19 protein-coding genes are annotated in these 19,491 nt (G+C 36.3%); 6 read left to right on the top strand and 13 right to left on the bottom strand.

Features of this window, described 5'->3' with window-relative positions:
- Positions 1-43: 43 nt before the first annotated feature.
- The 5 genes from J663_RS12530 to J663_RS12510 are packed head-to-tail and all read right to left on the bottom strand — an operon-like array spanning position 44 to position 4,933.
- Positions 44-991, bottom strand: coding sequence for a SphA family protein (locus J663_RS12530; RefSeq protein WP_033850038.1), 948 nt, complete (start codon positions 989-991; stop codon positions 44-46).
- A 52-nt stretch (positions 992-1,043) separates the two neighbouring features.
- Complete coding sequence (locus J663_RS12525) at positions 1,044-1,574, bottom strand: flavin reductase family protein (RefSeq protein WP_033850036.1); 531 nt, start codon at positions 1,572-1,574, stop codon at positions 1,044-1,046.
- Positions 1,575-1,602: 28 nt separating this feature from the next.
- The gene (locus J663_RS12520) at positions 1,603-2,841 is read right to left on the bottom strand and encodes a styrene monooxygenase/indole monooxygenase family protein (protein ID WP_033850035.1); all 1,239 of its coding nucleotides are present in this window, start codon (positions 2,839-2,841) and stop codon (positions 1,603-1,605) included.
- 43 nt (positions 2,842-2,884) lie between these two features.
- Positions 2,885-3,670, bottom strand: coding sequence for an SDR family oxidoreductase (locus tag J663_RS12515; RefSeq protein WP_033850033.1), 786 nt, complete (start codon positions 3,668-3,670; stop codon positions 2,885-2,887).
- 12 nt (positions 3,671-3,682) lie between these two features.
- Complete coding sequence (locus tag J663_RS12510; protein ID WP_033850031.1) at positions 3,683-4,933, bottom strand: dienelactone hydrolase family protein; 1,251 nt, start codon at positions 4,931-4,933, stop codon at positions 3,683-3,685.
- 367 nt (positions 4,934-5,300) lie between these two features.
- On the opposite strand from J663_RS12510, the gene J663_RS12505 reads away from it, so the two are divergent.
- Positions 5,301-6,512, top strand: a complete 1,212-nt coding sequence (locus J663_RS12505) for an OprD family outer membrane porin (RefSeq protein ID WP_416202334.1) — start codon at positions 5,301-5,303, stop codon at positions 6,510-6,512.
- 16 nt (positions 6,513-6,528) lie between these two features.
- Positions 6,529-7,872 (top strand): MFS transporter, encoded by a 1,344-nt coding sequence (locus J663_RS12500; RefSeq protein ID WP_033850029.1) that lies wholly within the window; start codon positions 6,529-6,531, stop codon positions 7,870-7,872.
- Positions 7,873-7,937: 65 nt separating this feature from the next.
- Here J663_RS12500 and J663_RS12495 read toward each other — a convergent pair whose 3' ends face one another.
- From J663_RS12495 to J663_RS12480, 4 genes are all read right to left on the bottom strand, one after another.
- Positions 7,938-8,924 (bottom strand): AraC family transcriptional regulator, encoded by a 987-nt coding sequence (locus J663_RS12495; RefSeq protein ID WP_005076090.1) that lies wholly within the window; start codon positions 8,922-8,924, stop codon positions 7,938-7,940.
- Between the two features lie 323 nt (positions 8,925-9,247).
- Positions 9,248-10,033, bottom strand: a complete 786-nt coding sequence (locus J663_RS12490) for a 3-hydroxybutyrate dehydrogenase (protein ID WP_033850027.1) — start codon at positions 10,031-10,033, stop codon at positions 9,248-9,250.
- 33 nt (positions 10,034-10,066) lie between these two features.
- Positions 10,067-11,488 (bottom strand): GntP family permease, encoded by a 1,422-nt coding sequence (locus J663_RS12485; protein ID WP_033850025.1) that lies wholly within the window; start codon positions 11,486-11,488, stop codon positions 10,067-10,069.
- A 466-nt stretch (positions 11,489-11,954) separates the two neighbouring features.
- Positions 11,955-12,371 carry a hypothetical protein gene (locus J663_RS12480; protein ID WP_031987701.1) on the bottom strand — a complete coding sequence of 139 codons (417 nt, stop codon included), beginning with the start codon at positions 12,369-12,371 and terminating at the stop codon, positions 11,955-11,957.
- A gap of 150 nt (positions 12,372-12,521) precedes the next feature.
- On the opposite strand from J663_RS12480, the gene J663_RS19485 reads away from it, so the two are divergent.
- Entirely contained in the window at positions 12,522-12,911 is a 390-nt protein-coding gene (locus J663_RS19485) for a hypothetical protein (protein WP_033850022.1), read from the top strand.
- A gap of 153 nt (positions 12,912-13,064) precedes the next feature.
- On the opposite strand, the gene J663_RS12470 is transcribed toward J663_RS19485, so the two are convergent.
- The 4 genes from J663_RS12470 to J663_RS19755 form a co-directional block, all read right to left on the bottom strand.
- Positions 13,065-13,403, bottom strand: a complete 339-nt coding sequence (locus J663_RS12470; protein WP_033850020.1) for a hypothetical protein — start codon at positions 13,401-13,403, stop codon at positions 13,065-13,067.
- A 437-nt stretch (positions 13,404-13,840) separates the two neighbouring features.
- Positions 13,841-14,500, bottom strand: coding sequence for a flagellar biosynthesis protein (locus J663_RS12465; protein ID WP_033850019.1), 660 nt, complete (start codon positions 14,498-14,500; stop codon positions 13,841-13,843).
- Positions 14,501-14,678: 178 nt separating this feature from the next.
- Positions 14,679-15,611 (bottom strand): TonB family protein, encoded by a 933-nt coding sequence (locus tag J663_RS19320; RefSeq protein ID WP_050598815.1) that lies wholly within the window; start codon positions 15,609-15,611, stop codon positions 14,679-14,681.
- A 663-nt stretch (positions 15,612-16,274) separates the two neighbouring features.
- Complete coding sequence (locus J663_RS19755; protein WP_033850015.1) at positions 16,275-16,676, bottom strand: J517_1871 family lipoprotein; 402 nt, start codon at positions 16,674-16,676, stop codon at positions 16,275-16,277.
- Between the two features lie 276 nt (positions 16,677-16,952).
- On the opposite strand from J663_RS19755, the gene J663_RS12445 reads away from it, so the two are divergent.
- The 3 genes from J663_RS12445 (at position 16,953) to J663_RS12435 (ending at position 19,425) form a co-directional block, all read left to right on the top strand.
- Positions 16,953-17,834 (top strand): LysR family transcriptional regulator, encoded by an 882-nt coding sequence (locus J663_RS12445; protein ID WP_033850013.1) that lies wholly within the window; start codon positions 16,953-16,955, stop codon positions 17,832-17,834.
- A 243-nt stretch (positions 17,835-18,077) separates the two neighbouring features.
- Positions 18,078-18,782, top strand: a complete 705-nt coding sequence (locus J663_RS12440; protein ID WP_033850011.1) for a CoA transferase subunit A — start codon at positions 18,078-18,080, stop codon at positions 18,780-18,782.
- 1 nt (position 18,783) lies between these two features.
- The gene (locus tag J663_RS12435) at positions 18,784-19,425 is read left to right on the top strand and encodes a 3-oxoacid CoA-transferase subunit B (RefSeq protein ID WP_014206696.1); all 642 of its coding nucleotides are present in this window, start codon (positions 18,784-18,786) and stop codon (positions 19,423-19,425) included.
- Positions 19,426-19,491: the final 66 nt, after the last annotated feature.

Below are 19,491 nucleotides of genomic sequence, written 5' to 3'. Positions count from 1 at the left end.
AAAGCCTTTTATATTTGTTGATATAAAAGGCTTTTTTTATGACTTAGAAATGGTGAACATAGCGAACTTGTAGTCGTGTTCCCTCTGGTCGGTTTTCAGCATCTTGCTCAAAATAAGCATTTGCAACCAAATGATCATTTTTAGAAAAACTATACATCGCCCCCGGACCAATCGCCCAGACTTGCTCACGTCTACCTTTAACTTTTTCACCATCCACTTCGGTATCGGTGATTTGTTTTAGCCAATAACCATTTAGTCCTAAACGGAACTGTTCAGTAATAGCATAGTCTGTTGCGAAGTTTGCATGAATTGCTTGCCCAGCTTGCATATCATTAGCTCCAGCAAACGCATAGCTCGGGTCATCATTTTTAAAGTTGTAGAGATAATGGATACGCGTTGAAGCTGTCCATTTTGGACTAAACCAATATGTGGCAGCCCAATAAGGGTCAAATGAAACAGCGTTATTACCTGGATTAATATCTTTTTGCTGGTCGTATTCCCCAGTAGGTAAATTCACCTGAAACTCAAAACGATGTACAAATTTCGGCCCTTGTGCACCCATGATTGGATCGAACTGAATAAAAGGTCCAATCATAATGTCTCCAAAGCCACTTTGGGCCTTAATGGCAGCATTATTCAAGCCATCATCCATGTCCATTTTGTTGACAAAAGGAATTAAAAAATTCATACCTAGGCTGGCTTTATCTTTTACTCGGACATTCGATAAATAACTAATCTGCTCAACCAGTACTTGATAATTTAAATCTGTTTTAGGTAAACCTATTTTTTGTCCATTGGAATCGACCAGTTTATTGCTATCGTAATTTTGAAAATAGGTTTGAGCATACCAGCCAGGCCCTGCGGGTAATCCGCCATCGAGAAAGCTGGTCATGCCTAAATTTACGGTCGGTAAATCATAGGCATGTGTAACCAATGGCAAACCCAACAATGTCCCTGCTAAAAATCCATGTTTAATTAAAGTGCTTTTCATCTTCTTATTTCCTATAAAAAATCACGACCGGATTGATCGTGATTGTGGTGAATTAACCTGCTAATTCTGGATGCTCAGCGGCAATCCGATACTTTCCTGCGTGGAATACCAATGGTTCACCTTGGCGCTGTTGGTATTGTTCAATTTGACCAATAAAAATCAGGTGATCTCCGCCCTCATACTGATTTACATTACGGCAAACCAAGGTTGCGAGTGCATCGGACAAAATTGGAACGCCTGCATTGCATTGTTGATGTGCAATGCCTGCAAATTTGTCTTCAGCACCTCGAGCGAAATGTCCCGAAAGCTGATGATGCTCCTGCGCCAACATGTGAATGGCAAAATATTCTGCTTCAACAAAATCAGACAAACTTGGCGCTGTTTTTGAAAGGCTCCACAAAATTAATGGTGGGTCTAAAGACAGCGACGAAAATGAATTGGCGGTCATACCTATTTTCCGACCATCTTTACCACGAGTTGTAATCACGGTAACGCCAGTTGCGAATTGCCCAAGTAAATTACGGATTTCTCTTGGATTTTCAGCATTAATGCTTTGTAAACCTTGAGTTTCAATTGTGTCCATTTTTAATTCTCCCTTTGATATTTTGACCTTAAGCCACTTTTGCTGCGGTTTTTGAGGCCATGAATGCCTGAGCCTGATCTGCATCAAACCACCAAGGGGCAAAAGAGCGCGGGTCATCAAAGTTATTGGCCATAATTGAAGCAATGCTTTGGTTTTGGCTTGCAGCTGCTAATAGTTCAACAACATGAGGCTGCGGTGGTGCTAACAGGCTATTGGTCCAAGCTACGACTTTTTCTGCATAAGCCCAATAACGTTCAAAAGTTTGAACCATCCATTGTTCGCTAAAGTTTTGATTATCATTGGCTAAAATGGCATCGAAATAAATTTTGCTACACTTAGCAGCATTGTTTGAGCCCTGACCTGTAATCGGATCATTCACCACTAAGGCATCTGCCATCCCAAAAATTTTCTTGCCAGACGGTAATGTCAAAACGGGTTTACGTATGGTCGGTGGGAAACATCCAGCCAAATATCCGCCTGCATCGGTCAACTCAACATTTGTGCAACGTTCATATTCCCAAGGCACAAATTTCTTGAGTAAATTCAAACTGCATTGCAGATGTTGTTCGGGTGTTTTGACATCTTGCCAGCAGTCCATTGGACCGTTTGGAATACCTTCAAACACCATGATGTCGCAAGGACCATTAACGGTAAGTGCTGGAAATGAAAAGTATTCGCCGACTTCAGGAATAATGTTAAAAGTCACACGTGAATAAGGTGAAATTGGCTTCATGTTTTTGACGTAGGTCAAAGCCAAAGCGCGTTGAGGCTTATCAAAAACACTGCGCACATCATCACGTTCAAACTGTTTAACGACTTCACCTTTACCAGCCGCGAGTAATACAAGCTCGTAGTCGTTTGCGAGTTGTTCTAACTCTTCTACTCCAACATCCTGAATTACCAATCGACCGCCACGGCGTTCAAATTCTTCCATCCAATATGGCATTTTGACGCGTTGATCGACCGATTGAGCGTAACGCTCAAGACGAGCACTCCATTCAAATGCTTTACCACCATTTTCAGGATTGACTAAAGCTAGCCCAATGCCTTCTACTGCTGGGCATTGTTCTTCCCAAAAATTCAGTCCCAAGTCACGTTCAGTTTGTAAAGCGGTATGAAACATACACTGGCTTGACATGACTTTACCTTGGCGGATTTCATTGGCAGTTCGGTTGGTGATCATTGTCACGTCATAGCCTGTATCTAATAAGCCTAAACCAAGTTGTAAACCAGACTGTCCTGCTCCAACAATTGCGATACGGCGCATAATCTTCTCCATAATTTTCTAAATGTGCTTTTAAAACGCTGTGCTATTCGGCTAAACGTGGAATGGCGGGCTGTGATCCTTCAGGGCCCATCACTGAATAGCCACCATCGACCGCATAATCTGCTCCGGTAACAAAGCTCGCAGCAGGTGACAATAAAAACAAAACAACATTGGCAACTTCTTCGGGATGACCCAATCGGCCTAGCAAGTGATAATCGGCTGCCACGCTATCGGCTTTTTCACGGTTATTACCGCTGACTTCTGCAATGACACGAGACCATGTCCAACCTGGTGAAACTGAGTTGACGCGAATACCATCGCCAGCAAAATCCATTGCCATGCTTTGTGTGAGTTGACGTATCGCGGCTTTAGAAACCGGATATAGCCAGCGCCCTGTTTGTGCCACTTTGGCCGAAATGGAAGTAAAATTAACGATTGAACCTTGCTGCTTTTTTAGGTCATGGTATAAAGCACGGCTCAGCTCAACTGTAGAGACCAAATTAATATCGAGTGCTTGTAACCAGTCCTGACGTGAAGATTTAAAACCATCATCTAAGTAGGTACATGCCAAATTCACCAAATAACTCACTTCACCTAAATGTTGGTGAATATCCGCCACGGCTTGTTGAATAGCCGCATCGCTGGTTAAATCGGTTTGAATAAACATCACGTCATGGTTAAAGCTTTCTGCAATCGCTTTGCCTTTGCCATCAATATCTAAAATAGCAACATGAGCACCCGCACTCACCAAAGCTTGTACAACAGCTTTACCAATGAGTGTTGCTCCGCCGCTCACCACAGCGACTTTTCCTTTTAAATCTATATTCATTGTAGATACTCCTTAATTTATTGGCTTGCCTTCGCTACTTGACCAAGATGGCATCAACGTATTGGAAGGAAGATCTTCATCAAGAAGTTTTCGTGCTGTCTCGACACCTGCAACTGGTAAGCCTGTTGGATCTAATAAACCAATTTGAACAAGTACAGATGCTTGGTCCCAGTAAATATGCTCATGGCACAACTTTGCCCCTCTAAACTGGATCACACCTAACATTGGAATCTCGACGTATTTACCGGTTGGTTTTACACCGGGTAATAACCAGTCAATTTCAGCGTTGTGGGTAAAGCTCATAATGAACTCGTCTACTACTTGCGTTGAGCCAACCGTACGAGAGATCGAGGTGATCTTCATATCTTTCGGGTTTTGGTGAACAAAATGATATTGATAAAAACGAGCAAGCTGGCTTTGGCCTACACCACCAGTTAACGTTGGAATATGGTTGACATAAGGTTCTGCAACCATCGTTGCCATGGTTGCTGGTACGTCACGTGTATCGAACTCATGAAGAATATGCTCTTCCCATAAGGCAACTAAGTCATATTTCGGCCCAATCGTGTCATGTAGAGCTGTTACCGTACGCTCATGCGCAAAGCGTGCTGAAGGTTTGTGATAATGATTGCTTTTTGGTCGTGCAAAAGCATGATCAACACCTTCATAAACATAGGCTTGTACATTTGAATATTGGTTGGCTGCATCAACAATCGCTTGTCTAGCATCTGGCGGTGTAAATTGGTCCAGTTCTGCAATATGTAAAACCAAACGTCCTTTTACGTTAGCTAACTCATCTAACGCTTTTTCAATGCCTACGCCGTAATAACCTACGGCACATGCCACTTCCGAAAGTCGACAACCCGCAAGATAAGCAAGCTTTCCACCTAAACAATAGCCAACCACGCCGAGACCTGTAGAGGTATCACATTCTGGTCGTGTCTTTAAAAAAGCTAAGCTGTCTTGAATATCTTCAACACCGAGGTTTTCGTCATATTGCTGATAAAGTTCAAAAGCTTTTTGAAAATCATCTGGTGTATAACCGAGCTCGATATTAGGTGCTACACGCCAAAATAGATCAGGAACTAAAACGGTATAGCCTTCTTCTGCAAGAAAATCTGCTTTTTCCCGCATTGCTGCATTCACCCCAAAGATTTCCTGACAAAGCACCACACCAGGTCCTTTTCCTGTTTCTGGCATCGCTAGATATGCATTGAACTGCTTTCCAGATGCAGTTTTAATTTGAATGGTTTGACCAGCCATAGTGTCAACTCCTGACATTGTTATGGCTTTATCTTCTATCCGAATTTTTTTTTAGACTGTCCAAAAGCTGCAAGCACTATCCAATCTCTGCGCAATTATCAAAATCAATCAAACTGGATAAAACCCTAAGAATAAGAAAACTAATAAATTTCATAACCTTAAATTAAAAAATTAAATTAATGCTTTTTATCTAATTTGGAAAAAATGGATGAAGATTAGGACTTATTGGATAGTGACGATTGACTAAAAATAGTTCAATCAAGTCATGTAATTCGTTTGATTACATAAAAAAGCCCAGTCATTTTCTAAATTAAGGCGTTTATTTATGCATCGACCATGGCCAATTTACGGACAACAAAAAACGTTAATGCTCATCAATATTTTATGTTGTAGTGCATTTTCTACTCAGGCTTATTCAGCGGATGAAGAATGGAAATTTACATCAAAAAATGCATATATAGACAGAAACTATGACAATCCAGATGTACAAGACACAGGTAGCTGGTCACAATCAGTTTCTCTATTTTACAACTCAAATATGCATGATACGCCGTTAGAAATTGGAGGAACCCCGATTCAAATTGGCGCAAATGCTTCAGCACAATATGCGGTTCGTTTAAGCCAAGATAAACATGTTGCAGATACGGTATTACCTTTCGATAAATCGACGCAGTCCCAAGCACCTGATTATCTAAAATATGGCGCAACCTTAAAGTTAGGCTATAACAAGACACTACTCAGCATTGGTGAATTATGGCTGGATTTACCCGTAACCACTGTAGATGCAAGTCGACAACTTCTAACGTCTTATTGGGGAACTAATCTTAAAAGTCAGCTAAACGATAAGCTTTTTGCAGAAATTGGCCGTATTGAAAAAGTATCACCACGAAATGAAGAAGATTTTCATCGATTTTCTTTTACTTCAAAAGGTGTGACTGGCTACTCTGATGGCCTTAACTACCTAGATCTTCGCTATCAATTTACGCCTACGTTGAAGGGTGAATATTACCTTGGGAATATGGAGGATTTATATAACAAACATTATGTCGGCGTTGACCATATATGGAAATATTCTAATTTTTCAGTTAATTCAAAATTCAAATATTTCAATGCTAAAGATAATGGAAATCTATTTGACATCGACGCACAAAATATAGGGTTATTAGAAACACTTAAAGTAAAAAATCACAGTTTTGGTTTGGGTTATCAGCAAATTATTGGTGAGTCTGCTTATCCGTTACCAGATGGTTTCTTGCCTGAAACTTATTTCATTAACTGGAATACGACTGGTTTCTTCAAACAAGATGAAAAGTCTTATCACTTCATCTATGGCTATGACTTTAAAGATCATGTACCGGGTCTAAATACCACTTTGAAGTATGTATACGGCGATCACTTCAAAACAGCAGATGGCTTAAAAAACAAAGAAAGTGAAGCAAACGTTATTGTCAATTATGCCCTTCAACAGCCATTCCTCAAAGGTTTAGCTCTTCAGTACATCTTCATCAATTACGACATTAAACATGGAAACGATTTCTCTGAAAACCGTTTCTTCGTCAATTACAGCAAAAAATTTTAATGAATAAGGAATACGTATGAAAACGATAGATGCAAACACGATTATCAATCGCGAAAAACTGTCTCCACTCCAGTGGATGGTTTTTATCCTGGGCTTTTTTGTCTTTTTCTGTGATGGTCTAGACACGGGAATTATTGGTTTTATTGCTCCAGCCTTACTGGATGATTGGGGTATTACCAAGCCGCAACTCGCTCCTGTTTTAAGTGCTGCTTTAGTCGGTATGTCAATTGGTGCAATCATTTCGGGGCCTCTGTCCGATAAATTTGGCCGTAAAGGTGTCATTGTTTTTACAAGTCTTTTGTTCTCAATATTTACGATTTTGTGTGGCTTTGCTAATTCAACTCAAGACTTGATGATTTATCGTTTTATTACAGGTGTTGGTTTAGGTGCAGCCATGCCAAACATCAGTACTATTGTCTCTGAATATATGCCTGTAAAACGTAAAGCATTCCTTACAGGTCTTGCTGGCTGTGGTTTTATGCTGGGTATTTCTTGTGGCGGTGTGTTGTCAGCTTATCTATTAGAAAGCTATGGCTGGGCTAAGGTTATTATTATTGGCGGAAGCATTCCTCTCATTTTAGTGGTTGCTTTATTGCTTAAATTACCTGAATCAACTCAATACTTAATTACACGTCATCAACAAGACAAAGCTCAGCGTATATTAGAAAATATTCAAGGCCATTCTTTTCAAGAGCCGGTAAAACTTGTTTTAACTCAAGCAGAAAATACCTCAGATGAAAATCCGGTTAAAGTGGTTTTAGGAAAATACCTGTGGGGTTCAAGCATGCTTTGGCTCTGCTGCTTTACTAGTCTGTTGGTGTTTTATCTTTTAACAAGCTGGATGCCAACGATTTTAAAAACAGCTGGTTTTAGTACCCAACAGTTTAGTTTAATTGCCGCGATTTTCCCTTTTGGTGGTGTGATTGGTGCAACCATTATGGGATGGTACATGGATAAACTGAACCCAACTACAGTCATTAAATATTCATATCTCATCGCTTTTGGACTATTCATTGTTGCAGGTCTAGTGAGCTCAAATATTTTCTTGTTAGGTCTTACTATCTTCTTAATTGGTGCATTACTGGCTGGTGCACAGTCTTCATTACTGCCACTTGCAGCTATGTTCTATCCAGCAGTGTGCCGTGCAGTTGGCGTTTCATGGATGCATGGTATTGGTCGTATCGGTGCAATTTTAGGCGCTTTCTTTGGCTCGCTCATTTTCACTTTCAACCTAAGCTTAAGCGGTATTTTCTTTATTCTTGCACTACCAACCTTCATCTCATTTATTGCACTTAGCCTGAAAGTGATTTATGAGAAATCTAAAAACAAACAAGTGTTAAAGCTCGAAGAAAGTCTATAAATATTAATCAATAAAAAAACTGATTTAAGTAATTAAATCAGTTTTTTTATTGGGAAAATTAAATATCAGAAAATTTTGCCTTTAGTCTCACTTGGATTTTCGCCAAATTCTTCGCGATATTCTTGAGAAAAACGACTTAAATGGTTAAAGCCCCAGTCATACGCAAGCTTTGAAATAGAAACCTTCCTATCTGCTCCTGTAGTGCTCAAAATCTTATAAATTTGTTGGAGACGATATTTTTTTAAATACGACATCGGGCTGGTGCCATAGTATTGTTGAAATTCATCATACAATTTTGATTTTGAAACCCCTGCAAGACGCTGCAAGTCTTCTGCACAGATTTCTTCATGCGCATGTTCAATAATAAAATTACGAACCTTACGGATATAAGCTGGCTCATCTTGATGTGAGAGTGACTTTAAGGCTTCAGAGTAGTTATTTTCTTGAGACAATAGTAAGGCTTTAATTACAAAATTTTCATAGTCTTCAGATAACATCTGCAAACCATAAAAATTACTATATTGCGATTTTAGCTGTAAAAAATTCTGAATATTTTTCCACCATGCACCAATCAGTTGCTCCGAGTCCAAATGCATTTCAGGATTAAAAATAATAGGCGTTTCTATAGGTTTATTCAGTAGATCTGCAAGGACAATCTGCATACTTCGCTCAGGAATAACCACCTGAAATTTTCTACAATCTTTATCAATAATCAAATCTTGCTGATCGTTATTAGAAACAATAAGGCCTCTGTTTTCATCAGACTGATAATGAGCGCCACGAATATTGAGAGCTTGTCGACCTTGTATCGGCAAACTAATGCTATATGCTTTTAAATTTGAGATGTTAATGGCAACATTTGCACCATAACTGATTGTTCCGATCGCCATTTTTTTATTGGGCAAACGCATTCCGTCATAGTGAAAATCGAGAGTGTCTTTGTAAATTGTATCTAGACGGTGTTCACCACAAATTGTGGACATCAAATTCTGCGCAAATTCAGCTTTGCGTGAATAATGATTGAGTTCCATCTGTTGGCTGAGTGATATCATATCCTTTTCACCTAGCTAAATAACTTATTGCTTAAAAAGCAACTTGTATGCCAATTAATATCCTTTAATTGACGAGTTTTCCTGAAAAATATCGAATCAAGAAAGAGAGTAAAGATTACTTTCTCACACTCTATTAAATTTTAAAAATGGAAATAAGTTAAATACCTTTAAAGTATAATTTCATACCTTAACAAACTTATTTTATTAGATTTTTATAAGTAAATAGAGTAGAGATAAATCATTCTTTTGAACAGTAGACTATCGTAAATTTTAACGAATAAAAAACCGCCTATTTAAAATAAGCGGCTTTTAAAACACTTAAATTATTGAGCGGTGTAGCCGCCATCCATAACGACAGCTTGGCCTGTTACTCCACCCGCTTTGCTACTCGCAAGGAAAATAGCATAGTCAGCAATTTCTTCAACAGACAATAAACGCTTTTGAGGAACCATTGCCAAAATTACATCTTCAAGTGCGCTGTCTAAACTTACATTACGGGTTTTAGCCAAATCTGCAATTTGCCCACGGACCAATGGTGTATCTACATAACCCGGACATAGCGCATTTACCGTAATACCATCACGTGCACATTCTAAAGCGGCAACTTTTGTTAGGCCAATCACGCCGTGTTTAGCACTGTTATAACCAGCCTTTCCAGCGAAACCAATCAAGCCATTAATTGAGGCCATATTAATAATACGGCCATATTTTTGAGCTTTCATAATTGGAAAAACATGTTTAATACCAATAAACGCCCCAGTTAACATGACCTGAACTAACTTTTGAAAAACAGCCGTTGGAAACTCTTCAATAGATGAAACGTGTTGGAAACCAGCATTATTAATTAAGATATCAACCGTACCAAAAGTCTTTTGGGTGAGCTCAATTGCTTGTTTATAAGCATCTTCATTGGTCACATCACATGGTGCAGATAATGCATCAAAACCTTGCTCTTTAAGTAAGTTCGCGGTTTCTTGGCACTTTTCAGCATTCATATCAGAAATAACAACTTTGGCACCTTCTTGAGCAAATTTCTTAGCAATCTCTAGACCGATACCACTTGCAGAACCTGTAATAAAAGCGACCTTACCGTCTAAAAGTTTTGTCATTTATTTACTCCTTACTACTTATAACGTGCTGATTTAAACAATACCCGTTACGGTAAAGACTGTAATCACCACAAATACCGCTAACGTTTTGATTACCGTGACTGCAAAAATATCTTTATACGACTGTTTATGAGTTAACCCAGTAACAGCGAGTAAAGTAATAACAGCACCATTATGCGGAAGTGTATCCATACCACCCGATGCCATCGCAACCACACGGTGCATGACTTCTGGTGGAATACCCGCAGCTAAAATCGCGGCGTTATATTGTTCAGCCATCGCACTTAAAGCGATACTCATACCACCTGAAGCTGAACCGGTAATACCCGCTAAAACGGTTGTGGTCACAGCCCCATTGACTAATGGATTTGTGAAGGTACTACTCATTGCATGGCTAATCAGTGCAAAGCCCGGTAATGACGCAATAATTGCACCGAAACCATACTCAGAAGCCGTATTCATCACTGCTAAAAGTGAGCCGCCAATACTGGCATTAATGCCCTCTTTGAAGTTCGTCACTACACGCTGATAATCAAACAAAATTGCAGAAATAATCCCGACAATAAGCGCAAGGCCCACCGCCCAGATCGCACCAGTTTTTGCAACATCTACGGTGTAATCCGCTAGACCAACAGTGGCAAAATCAAAACCATTTGGATACCACTCTTTGATTGCTTTAGACAAATATTTGTTCATTACTGCAACAAGAATAAGGGGTACAAACGCTAAAAACTGACGAGCGGCACTTCCATTCTTTTGCAAGTTCATATCGGCTTCAATTTCTTGAGGCTGCGTATTGTCTGCGCCAAAACCAGAGTACCCTTCGCCTGCTTTTGCAGCAGCTCGGCGACGCCATTCTAAGTAAGTCAAACCCATGCATAGAACAAAGATAGCACCGATAATTCCTAGAAATGGTGCAGCATAAATATTGGTGCCAAAGAATGTAGTTGGAATTACGTTTTGGATTTGTGGTGTACCCGGCAATGCATCCATAGTAAATGTAAATGCACCCAGCGCGATGGTTCCCGGAATTAAACGTTTTGGAATATTGGCTTTTCTAAATAGCTGGTTTGCAAAAGGATAAATGGCAAACACAGCAACAAATAAACTTACACCGCTATATGTTAAAATTGCACCTAACAATACAACGGTTAAAATTGCTTTTTTTGCTCCAATCCATCTCACAATGGTTCGTGCAATAGACTCAGCAATTCCTGACATTTCAACGACTTTACCGAAAATTGCCCCGAGTAAAAATACAAGAAAGTAATCTTTAATAAAGTTCACCATTTTGGGCATAAATACACCCGAATAAAACGGTAAGACATTTGCAGGGTTAATGAGTAGAACAGCAAGTAAGGCACAAATTGGTGCCATGAGAATGACAGAAAAGCCCTTGTAAGCTGTATACATTAACAGCCCAAGTGAAAATAGAATTACAAATAATTCCCACATATATTCCTTCTCCCTAAAGAATAGATATTAGGTTCAATAAAATTACCAAAAGATATTTAGGTTATCCCAAACCTATAATGATAAAAATCACAATATCCATGTGTGGTAATAGGTAAATGAGCTTAAAAATAAAATATCACTAAAATATTTAAAAACAATGTAATTTATTTAAATTTTAAAATATACATACAATACAAATGCTTAAGTTGGTTTGTTGGTAAAATTTTATTATTTAAAAGCTATTATTATTTGATAAAACTTATTGATTGTTGAGTAAATTAAATTAATACCCAACATATTATTTAATAAAGATAATTAAATAATATATTTTTTAAAATAATTTGATAAATATTTTCTTGGCTTAGATTAATGTCTATTAGTAAGTAAGAAAAACCCACTTAATGACGAGTGGGTTTAATTAAAATCTATTATTGCTTGTTTGCTTTAGATAAAAGATCTTACTTTCTTATTTCATTCGAGTTAGTCTTAAATTAAAGTCGGATGGAAGTAAAATGCGATATTCTATCTCTGCCCCTGATTTGACTTCTGTTTCTTGGGAAGTTGCAATATTTGGACACATTCCACCACCAGTTTCTAATCTAAAGATATAATATTTAGGCTCAAGATAAATGGTAGCTATTTCGTTTGAGCGAATTGAGAATGCTTTTTCGTTATTTACATAAATATCATGAGTACAGCCAGATCCTAGAAAACCTTTATCTCTTAAGAATGTAACTTTTGCTTGTTCAGGAGTCTGTTTCTTTAAGTAGTCCTGATTGTACACTCTCTCATTAGGTATTGGTTTCGCTGTATTCGAAACAACTGGAGCTGTTGAACACCCAAATAAACCAAGAACTAATCCTAAAAAAATAATCTTTTTCATGAAATTATCCATTTTAATAATGTGTAAAATTTAACAGCTCAGAAAGTTAAAAACCCCCTGCCAGTGCTTTAAATTTTTGAAAAATAGCATTTATTTAATTTAGATTATTCAATAGAATAACAATGTAAAATCTTGATAAGAAAACAAAATATGATGTGGATTAAATTTATAATATACCCTTTAGGGATGTTTGTACTGTGGCAAATTATTTTCATAATTACGCAACTCTCTTTAACATATCTAAATATGCCACAAATCCTTGTAGTTATACTTTCATTGATCATAAATTGCGGTATGCAAATTTTGATTGGTTATAAAATTCCTCAATTATCACCAAAATATAAATTTGTAGCGAGTACTACATACATCATCCTCTTTACCTTTTTGTTAACAATCTATTCAACAACTATTTTATTAGAAGGCTTAAAAGTTGCTCCTCAAGCAATTTGGCTAGGTTATTTGTTTTTCCATATAGTTGGAATGGCTCTATACTTTGCTAACAACACAGATGAGTTTTGTTGGGAAAATTTACTGAAGTAATTGCTGAGTTAACTAATATAAGGAAAAAATAGTGCTTAAATAACTAAAAGCTTTGAGTAGCTATATATACGCAAGTTTCACACAGCTTCAACTTTTATTCTAGGTAATAAGAAACCCACTTGATGAGTGGGTTAAGTCAATCAAAATTTGAGTTTAAATAGCTTCTATAACGATATACTTTCCTTCATAGAATAGGCCTTCGGTGCTTGTTTCTTTTAATTTGCAATAAATGGCAACCGACTGTATAAGTTTTTGATTTTCTTCACTAGGAATATGAGTAAATCCAGATAGAAAATTTGAATTATTATTTTCTAATTTCCAAGAAGTACCTTTGTTGTCATGCCATTTACTATTTGGATATTTAGAATCTAACCATTCAATGCACTGCTTCATTGTTGAAAAGTTTTTTGTTTCCTCTTTTTCAATTTTTGATGCGGCACTTACTGAGGCTCCAAATGTTAAGAATAAAGCTCCAATTAATGTTGTTCTCATGAAATTACCTTTATTATTAAAAATAAAATTTAAAGGTTCAAGATATAAAAAAACCACCCTTAGATGGATTAGTTTTTAGGAAGAGTTTTGTTAATTTTAGCACTTGTGTTTTGATCAAATTTTAATAATTTGAAACTTTCACAGTTAGCAAAAATACAAAAAAGAAGAGCAACTATCAAAATTCCGGCTATCTTATTCATTCAATTTTACCTTAGAGATTTTAATTATTTTTAATTCAGGTAATGGTATACGAAAATATTATCAAAAGCTTAATTATTAAAAATCTACCACAATTCATTACAAAAGTTATTTGTAATTCTTAGCTCACTTTTCTACCTCTCTCAATATTAATACCGCTTACGGGCTAAAATACCAAGATACAAAAAGCACCCTAAAGTGCTTTTTAATTTAAAGAAATATCAAATACCTAATGAAAGTTACTGAATTTGTTTAGAAAGCTCGACAATCAGTTTCTTTTCGTAGTCATTGAGCACGTTGTCAATATTCTCAACCCACTTTGACTCGTTCGCTACTTGAGCTGATCTAGTTACCTTACTATAGATTTTAAATGGTGGGCGATTAGGGTGTTTGGCATCTAAAATTTCGGTATCAATTTCAGAATTAATTTTGATTGAGGCAAATCCAGGCTGGAACCACGACCAAAATTTATTAATTTTAATATTAAGTATCAGATCAGCATTTGCTTCATTAGTGGGGTTATTGGTAAGAACTTTATATCCCGACTGCTGCAATGCATCAGAAACACGTTTATCAACCAAATGTGATACAGTCTCATCCTTTAAAAGTATATCCCCTAAAGCCTTTCCATATCCATTTCTTTTACGAGCAACGGCTCGGGCTTTTTCTTCTGCTGTTGCATTAGATTGCTCACCTTTTAAAGATGGAATATCAGCTAATGCAGGCTTATCTTGAAATTTTCGATCATCCTCAACCTTCACTATAATCGATTTGCCTTGTGCAACTATATTTTGGGATTGATTTAGTTTTTGACCTTGAGGTATTTCAATTAAGCCCCTTGATGTTGCGCACCCAACTAAACTTAAAGCAATTAAACTTGTAGCTAATATTTTCATCATGAGTTTTTAACCGTTTGTTATAAATTTCACATAACTTAACAAATTATTTACTAAATGTCACACAAAGAAATAATCAGCTATATAGTTTGAAAATTTATATAATTATTTAAATATATGTGAATAGCCTCTCCTTCTTATTTAAATAAATTATTTTCTATGAAAACTTATTAATATTAGACTAGTTCTTAAGACTGAATATTAGAGGTAGAGTTACATTGAAACGAACATGTTTTCCATTTATTTTATAAGGTTTCAATTTAGCTAATTTGACAGCATTCATAGATTTTTCATCAAGCTCTGCTAACCCACTGCTTCGAGTTAAAACAACCTCGGTAATTACTCCCCATTCATCAGCTTTAACATTTAAAAGCACAAGTCTATTTTTTCCTGCAAGCTCTGTTCCCGAAATAGTAAGCGATGGAGCTTTTAACCAATAAACTTTAAATGATTCAGGAAACTTTTTATATGTTTCAGCTTCACTTGAGGTACTAGATAAGGGAAAATTATAAGTAACTGTTTTACGAATAGGATAAGGTTCTCCATTAATATTTAGTGGATAGAATTTCGCATTTTTACGAAACTCATCAAGCACGAAATTATCTAATTTAATAAACCCACTACTTTTTTGAATTTCAACTCTAGTTATACTTCCGTTCACATCAGCTTCTGTAGAAAGAGATACTGATCTATTTTGACCATATAGATCTTCGTTATTTACTTTTATTTCTGGATAAACCTTGAATTCTGGTTCTCTAGATGCTTCTAATTGGAAAGGTTGTACAAATCGGACCGGATACAAAATTCCATTTTCTTGATAAGGTGAAAATCTTGCATTCCGCACTGCAGTTAGTAACTTTAAATCTATACTATTAATCCCACTACTTTGCATCAATTTAACTGCTGTAATTTTACCACTTATATTAGTTTCTGCTGCTATCACAACGTTTCTATCATATCCTTGTAGCTCATCATTACTGATGCTAATACTTGGAGGTTGAATCCACTTAACCTCTTGATATTGTAATTCTTTAAAATTTCTAGCTTCTTGTGCATAAGTATTTAGTGCAAAGCAGAATAAAAAGCTTAAGATAAATTTTATTAAAATTTTCATAATGAATTTCACTTAATCCTAATTAATAATGAGCTAATAGAGCTATTCCATACTAAACTCCCATCCATACATCCATAAATGCTTAGCCACACAGACCGCACTCAATTTGGGAAACAAGATGTAATTAATTACATCTTGAACCTTATGAAAGATGTTAAAAGTTAAACAACTTTTTTAGTACGGTGAATTAAATAATAAATAAGAGAACCCAATTGGAGTGTTATTACCAAAGCAATAAAACTAGAAAAGATGCTAGTAATATCGTTATTTTTCCTTACAGAAAATATCGTCAGTATAAGTGAAAGAATGATTGAAATATAAAGAGCATTTTTATACCTATTTTCAGTTGCTTTAGCAGTGAAAATATAACCTGAAGTAGTCAGTGCCACTATTCCAAACAACGCTATGAAAAAAGGATTCATTATATTAAGAATATGGCTTGCACTGAAAGCAATTATCATCCCTACGCTACATACTCCTAAGAGCATAGAGAAACAATAGAAAAAATATTTTAAGTTCATTTCTTATATTTTAAAGATATTAAAAAACAATTATATATCAATAATACTATCCAAATAAAGAGAACATTAAGATGATAGAGAGTTTAGATGAAGTCCATCTAAGAGATGGAGAAAATATAATTATAAATGTGGAAAGTAGTATCTATATTTCTTTAGGGCACTTTAATGAAGCTGCCTTTAAGTCATTATCAGCTTTGTAGATCATATTTGAACTAGAGGCACTTAAAATTGTTCTAGCTTCAATTATATCTTTGTTAAGAGTCTTAACGTCTAGAATCATACCATTTTCAATGTAAATCATATTATTTGCATACTTAACTTTGTTGAATACAACATGTCCATTAGTATCGTCACAAAGTATTCCATTGCCATCTGCTTCAAGTTTTATTGTTGATATGCTTGGGCCGATTGAAATCGTCCATATGCCTGACACTGAGGGTATTGAAGGCTGCATTTGGCTAAATTTATTATTGACCATTTGAGTAGTTGGGCTTTTACACCCACTTAATAAAAAAACTAAGCTTAATGCAATTATCTTTTGCATGATAATTATCCATTTTAATTATGAATAAAATTTAACAGTTCAGAAAATGAAAAACCACCCGAAGGTGGTTTAAGTAATGTATTTAATATTTATTAATCTTACATTTCAGTTTTTAATGTAGGTACTGGCGGTAAAAGTCCGGTTTTATGTTTTATGAGTTAATTTGTATCATTGTTCTCTACATCTTTTTCATATTTTTTGTCAAAAAACATCATATTAGACAAATTTTCGTATAAATTACCCTTCTAGGTGAGTTGGACAATCTAAAGGATAGAAATGACGCTTAAACAACTAAAAGCTTTTTTAGCCCTTGCGCGTACACTCAACTATGCCAATGCATCTTTAGAGCTACATCTAAGCCAATCTGCCTTAAGTCTTACCATCAAAAGCTTAGAGGAAGAATTAGGCGGTAAACTGTTTAACCGTAATACACGCCGAGTTGAGCTTACTCAAGAAGGCAAATCACTCATTCCATATGCAAAAAAATTACTCGCCAATTGGGATGAAATGGAAAACGATGTTAAACAACGTTTTAAGCTCAATCGTGGAACCTTAAGTATCGCTTCAATGCCCTTCGTGACTCATGCAATTCTGCCTGAAGTAATTCACCACTTTTTAGAACTTCATCCCAATCTTAACTTTTCAATTCACGATATTCCCAATGAAACCATTATAGAAAAAGTACAAGATGGTATTTTCGAGCTTGGCATCTGCTTCGAACCGGATCTCACCGAAGGCTTAGAGTTCAAACCACTATTTGAAGAAGATTTCTTAGCTCTATTACCAAAGACTCACCCACTCGCTCAATCATCTTCTATTACATGGCAAGAGCTTTGTTCAAATCCATTCGTGACATTGCAAAAACCTTCAATTGTTCGTTATTTAGTTGAGCAAAATTGTTTGCGAAATAATATAACGCTCGATTTAAAAGTCGAATGTCATCAAATTTCATCACTCTCAAGCTTTGTGGCTTATGGAATTGGGGTGAGTGCAATTCCAAGGCATTTTGCTAAACACATTGATAAAAAACATAACGTACTCATTGAGTTAAAGGATGAAACTATTCATAAGACTGTAGGAATTGTTTATAAAAAGAACTTTGAAATTTCAAATATTTCGACTCAATTTATTGAGGCTTTAGTTCAATATAAATTTTAAAAATTAAAGAGTGCATTTTAGGATGAGCTAAGCTCAATGCTAAGTTATTTTTTTAATTGTTATAATTTTCAATATCTTAATAAAAATTTTTAAAAGTTTAAACATTATATGTGTCTGATCTTTTGTAGGCAATTTGAAACCATTCATTGATTATACTTATTAATCCTTTAAAAAAATTAACTTCTATAACACAAAATGTGATGCTAAAACTAAGATTACTAAGGGATATAGGATAACAATAGAATGAATAAAGTTTATGTCAATGCAGAGGCAGCACTAAAAGACGTTATTGCAGATAATCAAACACTTGCCGTAGGCGGTTTTGGTCTATGTGGAATTCCGGAAAAACTGATTGTTGCAGTTAAGCAAAGTGGTGTGACTGGTCTCACATGTATTTCAAATAACGCTGGTATAGATGATTTTGGTTTAGGTATTTTGCTTCAAACCAAACAGATCAAAAAAATGATCTCTTCTTATGTTGGTGAGAACAAAGAATTTGAGCGCCAATATTTAAATGGTGAACTTGATGTAGAACTTACTCCGCAAGGTACTTTAGCTGAAAAGTTACGTGCTGGCGGTGCTGGAATTCCGGCGTTTTATACACAAACTGGCGTTGGTACACTCATTGCCGAAGGTAAAGAAGAACGTACCTTTAAGGGAAAAAACTACATTTTAGAAGAATCTTTAACAGCAGATGTAGCTCTTGTTAAGGCCTATAAGGCAGACAAGGCTGGTAACTTAGTATTCCGTAAAACTGCTCAGAATTTTAACCCTGAATGTGCGATGGCTGGAAAAATTACAATTGCCGAAGTTGAACAGGTTGTTGAAATTGGTGAATTAGATCCGGATGAGATCCATTTAGCGGGTATCTATGTAAACCGCATTGTACTTAATGTGTCACCTGAAAAACGTATTGAGCATAAAACTTTAAGCACGGAGGCAGTATAAAATGGCTTGGTCACGCAATGAAATGGCACAACGTGCTGCAAAAGAACTTGAAGACGGTTTTTATGTCAATTTAGGTATTGGCTTACCTACTCTAGTTGCTAACTATATTCCTGAAAATATCAATGTTTGGCTTCAATCTGAAAACGGTTTATTAGGCATTGGTGAGTTCCCAACTGAAGAAACTGTTGATGCTGATTTAATTAACGCCGGTAAACAAACAGTTACTGCTCGTCCTGGTGCTGCTTTTTTCTCAAGCTCAGAATCTTTTGCCATGATCCGTGGTGGCCACGTCAACATTGCAATTTTAGGAGCAATGGAAGTTTCTGAAAATGGTGACTTAGCGAACTGGATGATTCCTGGCAAGAAAGTCAAAGGTATGGGCGGTGCAATGGACTTGGTTGTTGGTGTCCAAAAAGTTGTAGTGCTTATGGAACACTGTGCCAAAGATGGTACACCAAAAATTGTAAAAAACTGTAGTTTACCTTTAACAGGTAAAGGCGTGGTTCATCGCGTCATTACTGACTTAGGTGTAATGGATATTACCCCACAAGGTGTAGAGCTGATTGAACTTGCCAAAGATGTCACGCTTGAACAGATTCAAGCTGCTACTGGCGTTGAGTTTTATAAAACCTTAGTCGCGTAAATTTTAATTTTTAGTAAGCTAGATAAGACTTAAGTTAGAAAGTGAGCTTGAGTCTTAGCCCTTTAA

The organism is Acinetobacter sp. 826659 (assembly GCF_000588515.1).
In the GTDB taxonomy this organism is placed as follows: domain Bacteria; phylum Pseudomonadota; class Gammaproteobacteria; order Pseudomonadales; family Moraxellaceae; genus Acinetobacter; species Acinetobacter pittii.
The sequence above is the reverse complement of the archived record's forward strand: the minus strand, read 5'-3'. Positions and strand labels throughout refer to the sequence as shown.

Bases quoted from the DNA above. Each gene is read 5' to 3' on its own strand.
- J663_RS12530 (WP_033850038.1), bottom strand. From the start codon at position 991: ATGAAAAGCACTTTAATTAAACATGGATTTTTAGCAGGGACATTGTTG.
- J663_RS12525 (WP_033850036.1), bottom strand. From the start codon at position 1,574: ATGGACACAATTGAAACTCAAGGTTTACAAAGCATTAATGCTGAAAAT.
- J663_RS12520 (WP_033850035.1), bottom strand. From the start codon at position 2,841: ATGCGCCGTATCGCAATTGTTGGAGCAGGACAGTCTGGTTTACAACTT.
- J663_RS12515 (WP_033850033.1), bottom strand. From the start codon at position 3,670: ATGAATATAGATTTAAAAGGAAAAGTCGCTGTGGTGAGCGGCGGAGCA.
- J663_RS12510 (WP_033850031.1), bottom strand. From the start codon at position 4,933: ATGGCTGGTCAAACCATTCAAATTAAAACTGCATCTGGAAAGCAGTTC.
- J663_RS12505 (WP_416202334.1), top strand. From the start codon at position 5,301: ATGCTCATCAATATTTTATGTTGTAGTGCATTTTCTACTCAGGCTTAT.
- J663_RS12500 (WP_033850029.1), top strand. From the start codon at position 6,529: ATGAAAACGATAGATGCAAACACGATTATCAATCGCGAAAAACTGTCT.
- J663_RS12495 (WP_005076090.1), bottom strand. From the start codon at position 8,924: ATGATATCACTCAGCCAACAGATGGAACTCAATCATTATTCACGCAAA.
- J663_RS12490 (WP_033850027.1), bottom strand. From the start codon at position 10,033: ATGACAAAACTTTTAGACGGTAAGGTCGCTTTTATTACAGGTTCTGCA.
- J663_RS12485 (WP_033850025.1), bottom strand. From the start codon at position 11,488: ATGTGGGAATTATTTGTAATTCTATTTTCACTTGGGCTGTTAATGTAT.
- J663_RS12480 (WP_031987701.1), bottom strand. From the start codon at position 12,371: ATGAAAAAGATTATTTTTTTAGGATTAGTTCTTGGTTTATTTGGGTGT.
- J663_RS19485 (WP_033850022.1), top strand. From the start codon at position 12,522: ATGATGTGGATTAAATTTATAATATACCCTTTAGGGATGTTTGTACTG.
- J663_RS12470 (WP_033850020.1), bottom strand. From the start codon at position 13,403: ATGAGAACAACATTAATTGGAGCTTTATTCTTAACATTTGGAGCCTCA.
- J663_RS12465 (WP_033850019.1), bottom strand. From the start codon at position 14,500: ATGATGAAAATATTAGCTACAAGTTTAATTGCTTTAAGTTTAGTTGGG.
- J663_RS19320 (WP_050598815.1), bottom strand. From the start codon at position 15,611: ATGAAAATTTTAATAAAATTTATCTTAAGCTTTTTATTCTGCTTTGCA.
- J663_RS19755 (WP_033850015.1), bottom strand. From the start codon at position 16,676: ATGCAAAAGATAATTGCATTAAGCTTAGTTTTTTTATTAAGTGGGTGT.
- J663_RS12445 (WP_033850013.1), top strand. From the start codon at position 16,953: ATGACGCTTAAACAACTAAAAGCTTTTTTAGCCCTTGCGCGTACACTC.
- J663_RS12440 (WP_033850011.1), top strand. From the start codon at position 18,078: ATGAATAAAGTTTATGTCAATGCAGAGGCAGCACTAAAAGACGTTATT.
- J663_RS12435 (WP_014206696.1), top strand. From the start codon at position 18,784: ATGGCTTGGTCACGCAATGAAATGGCACAACGTGCTGCAAAAGAACTT.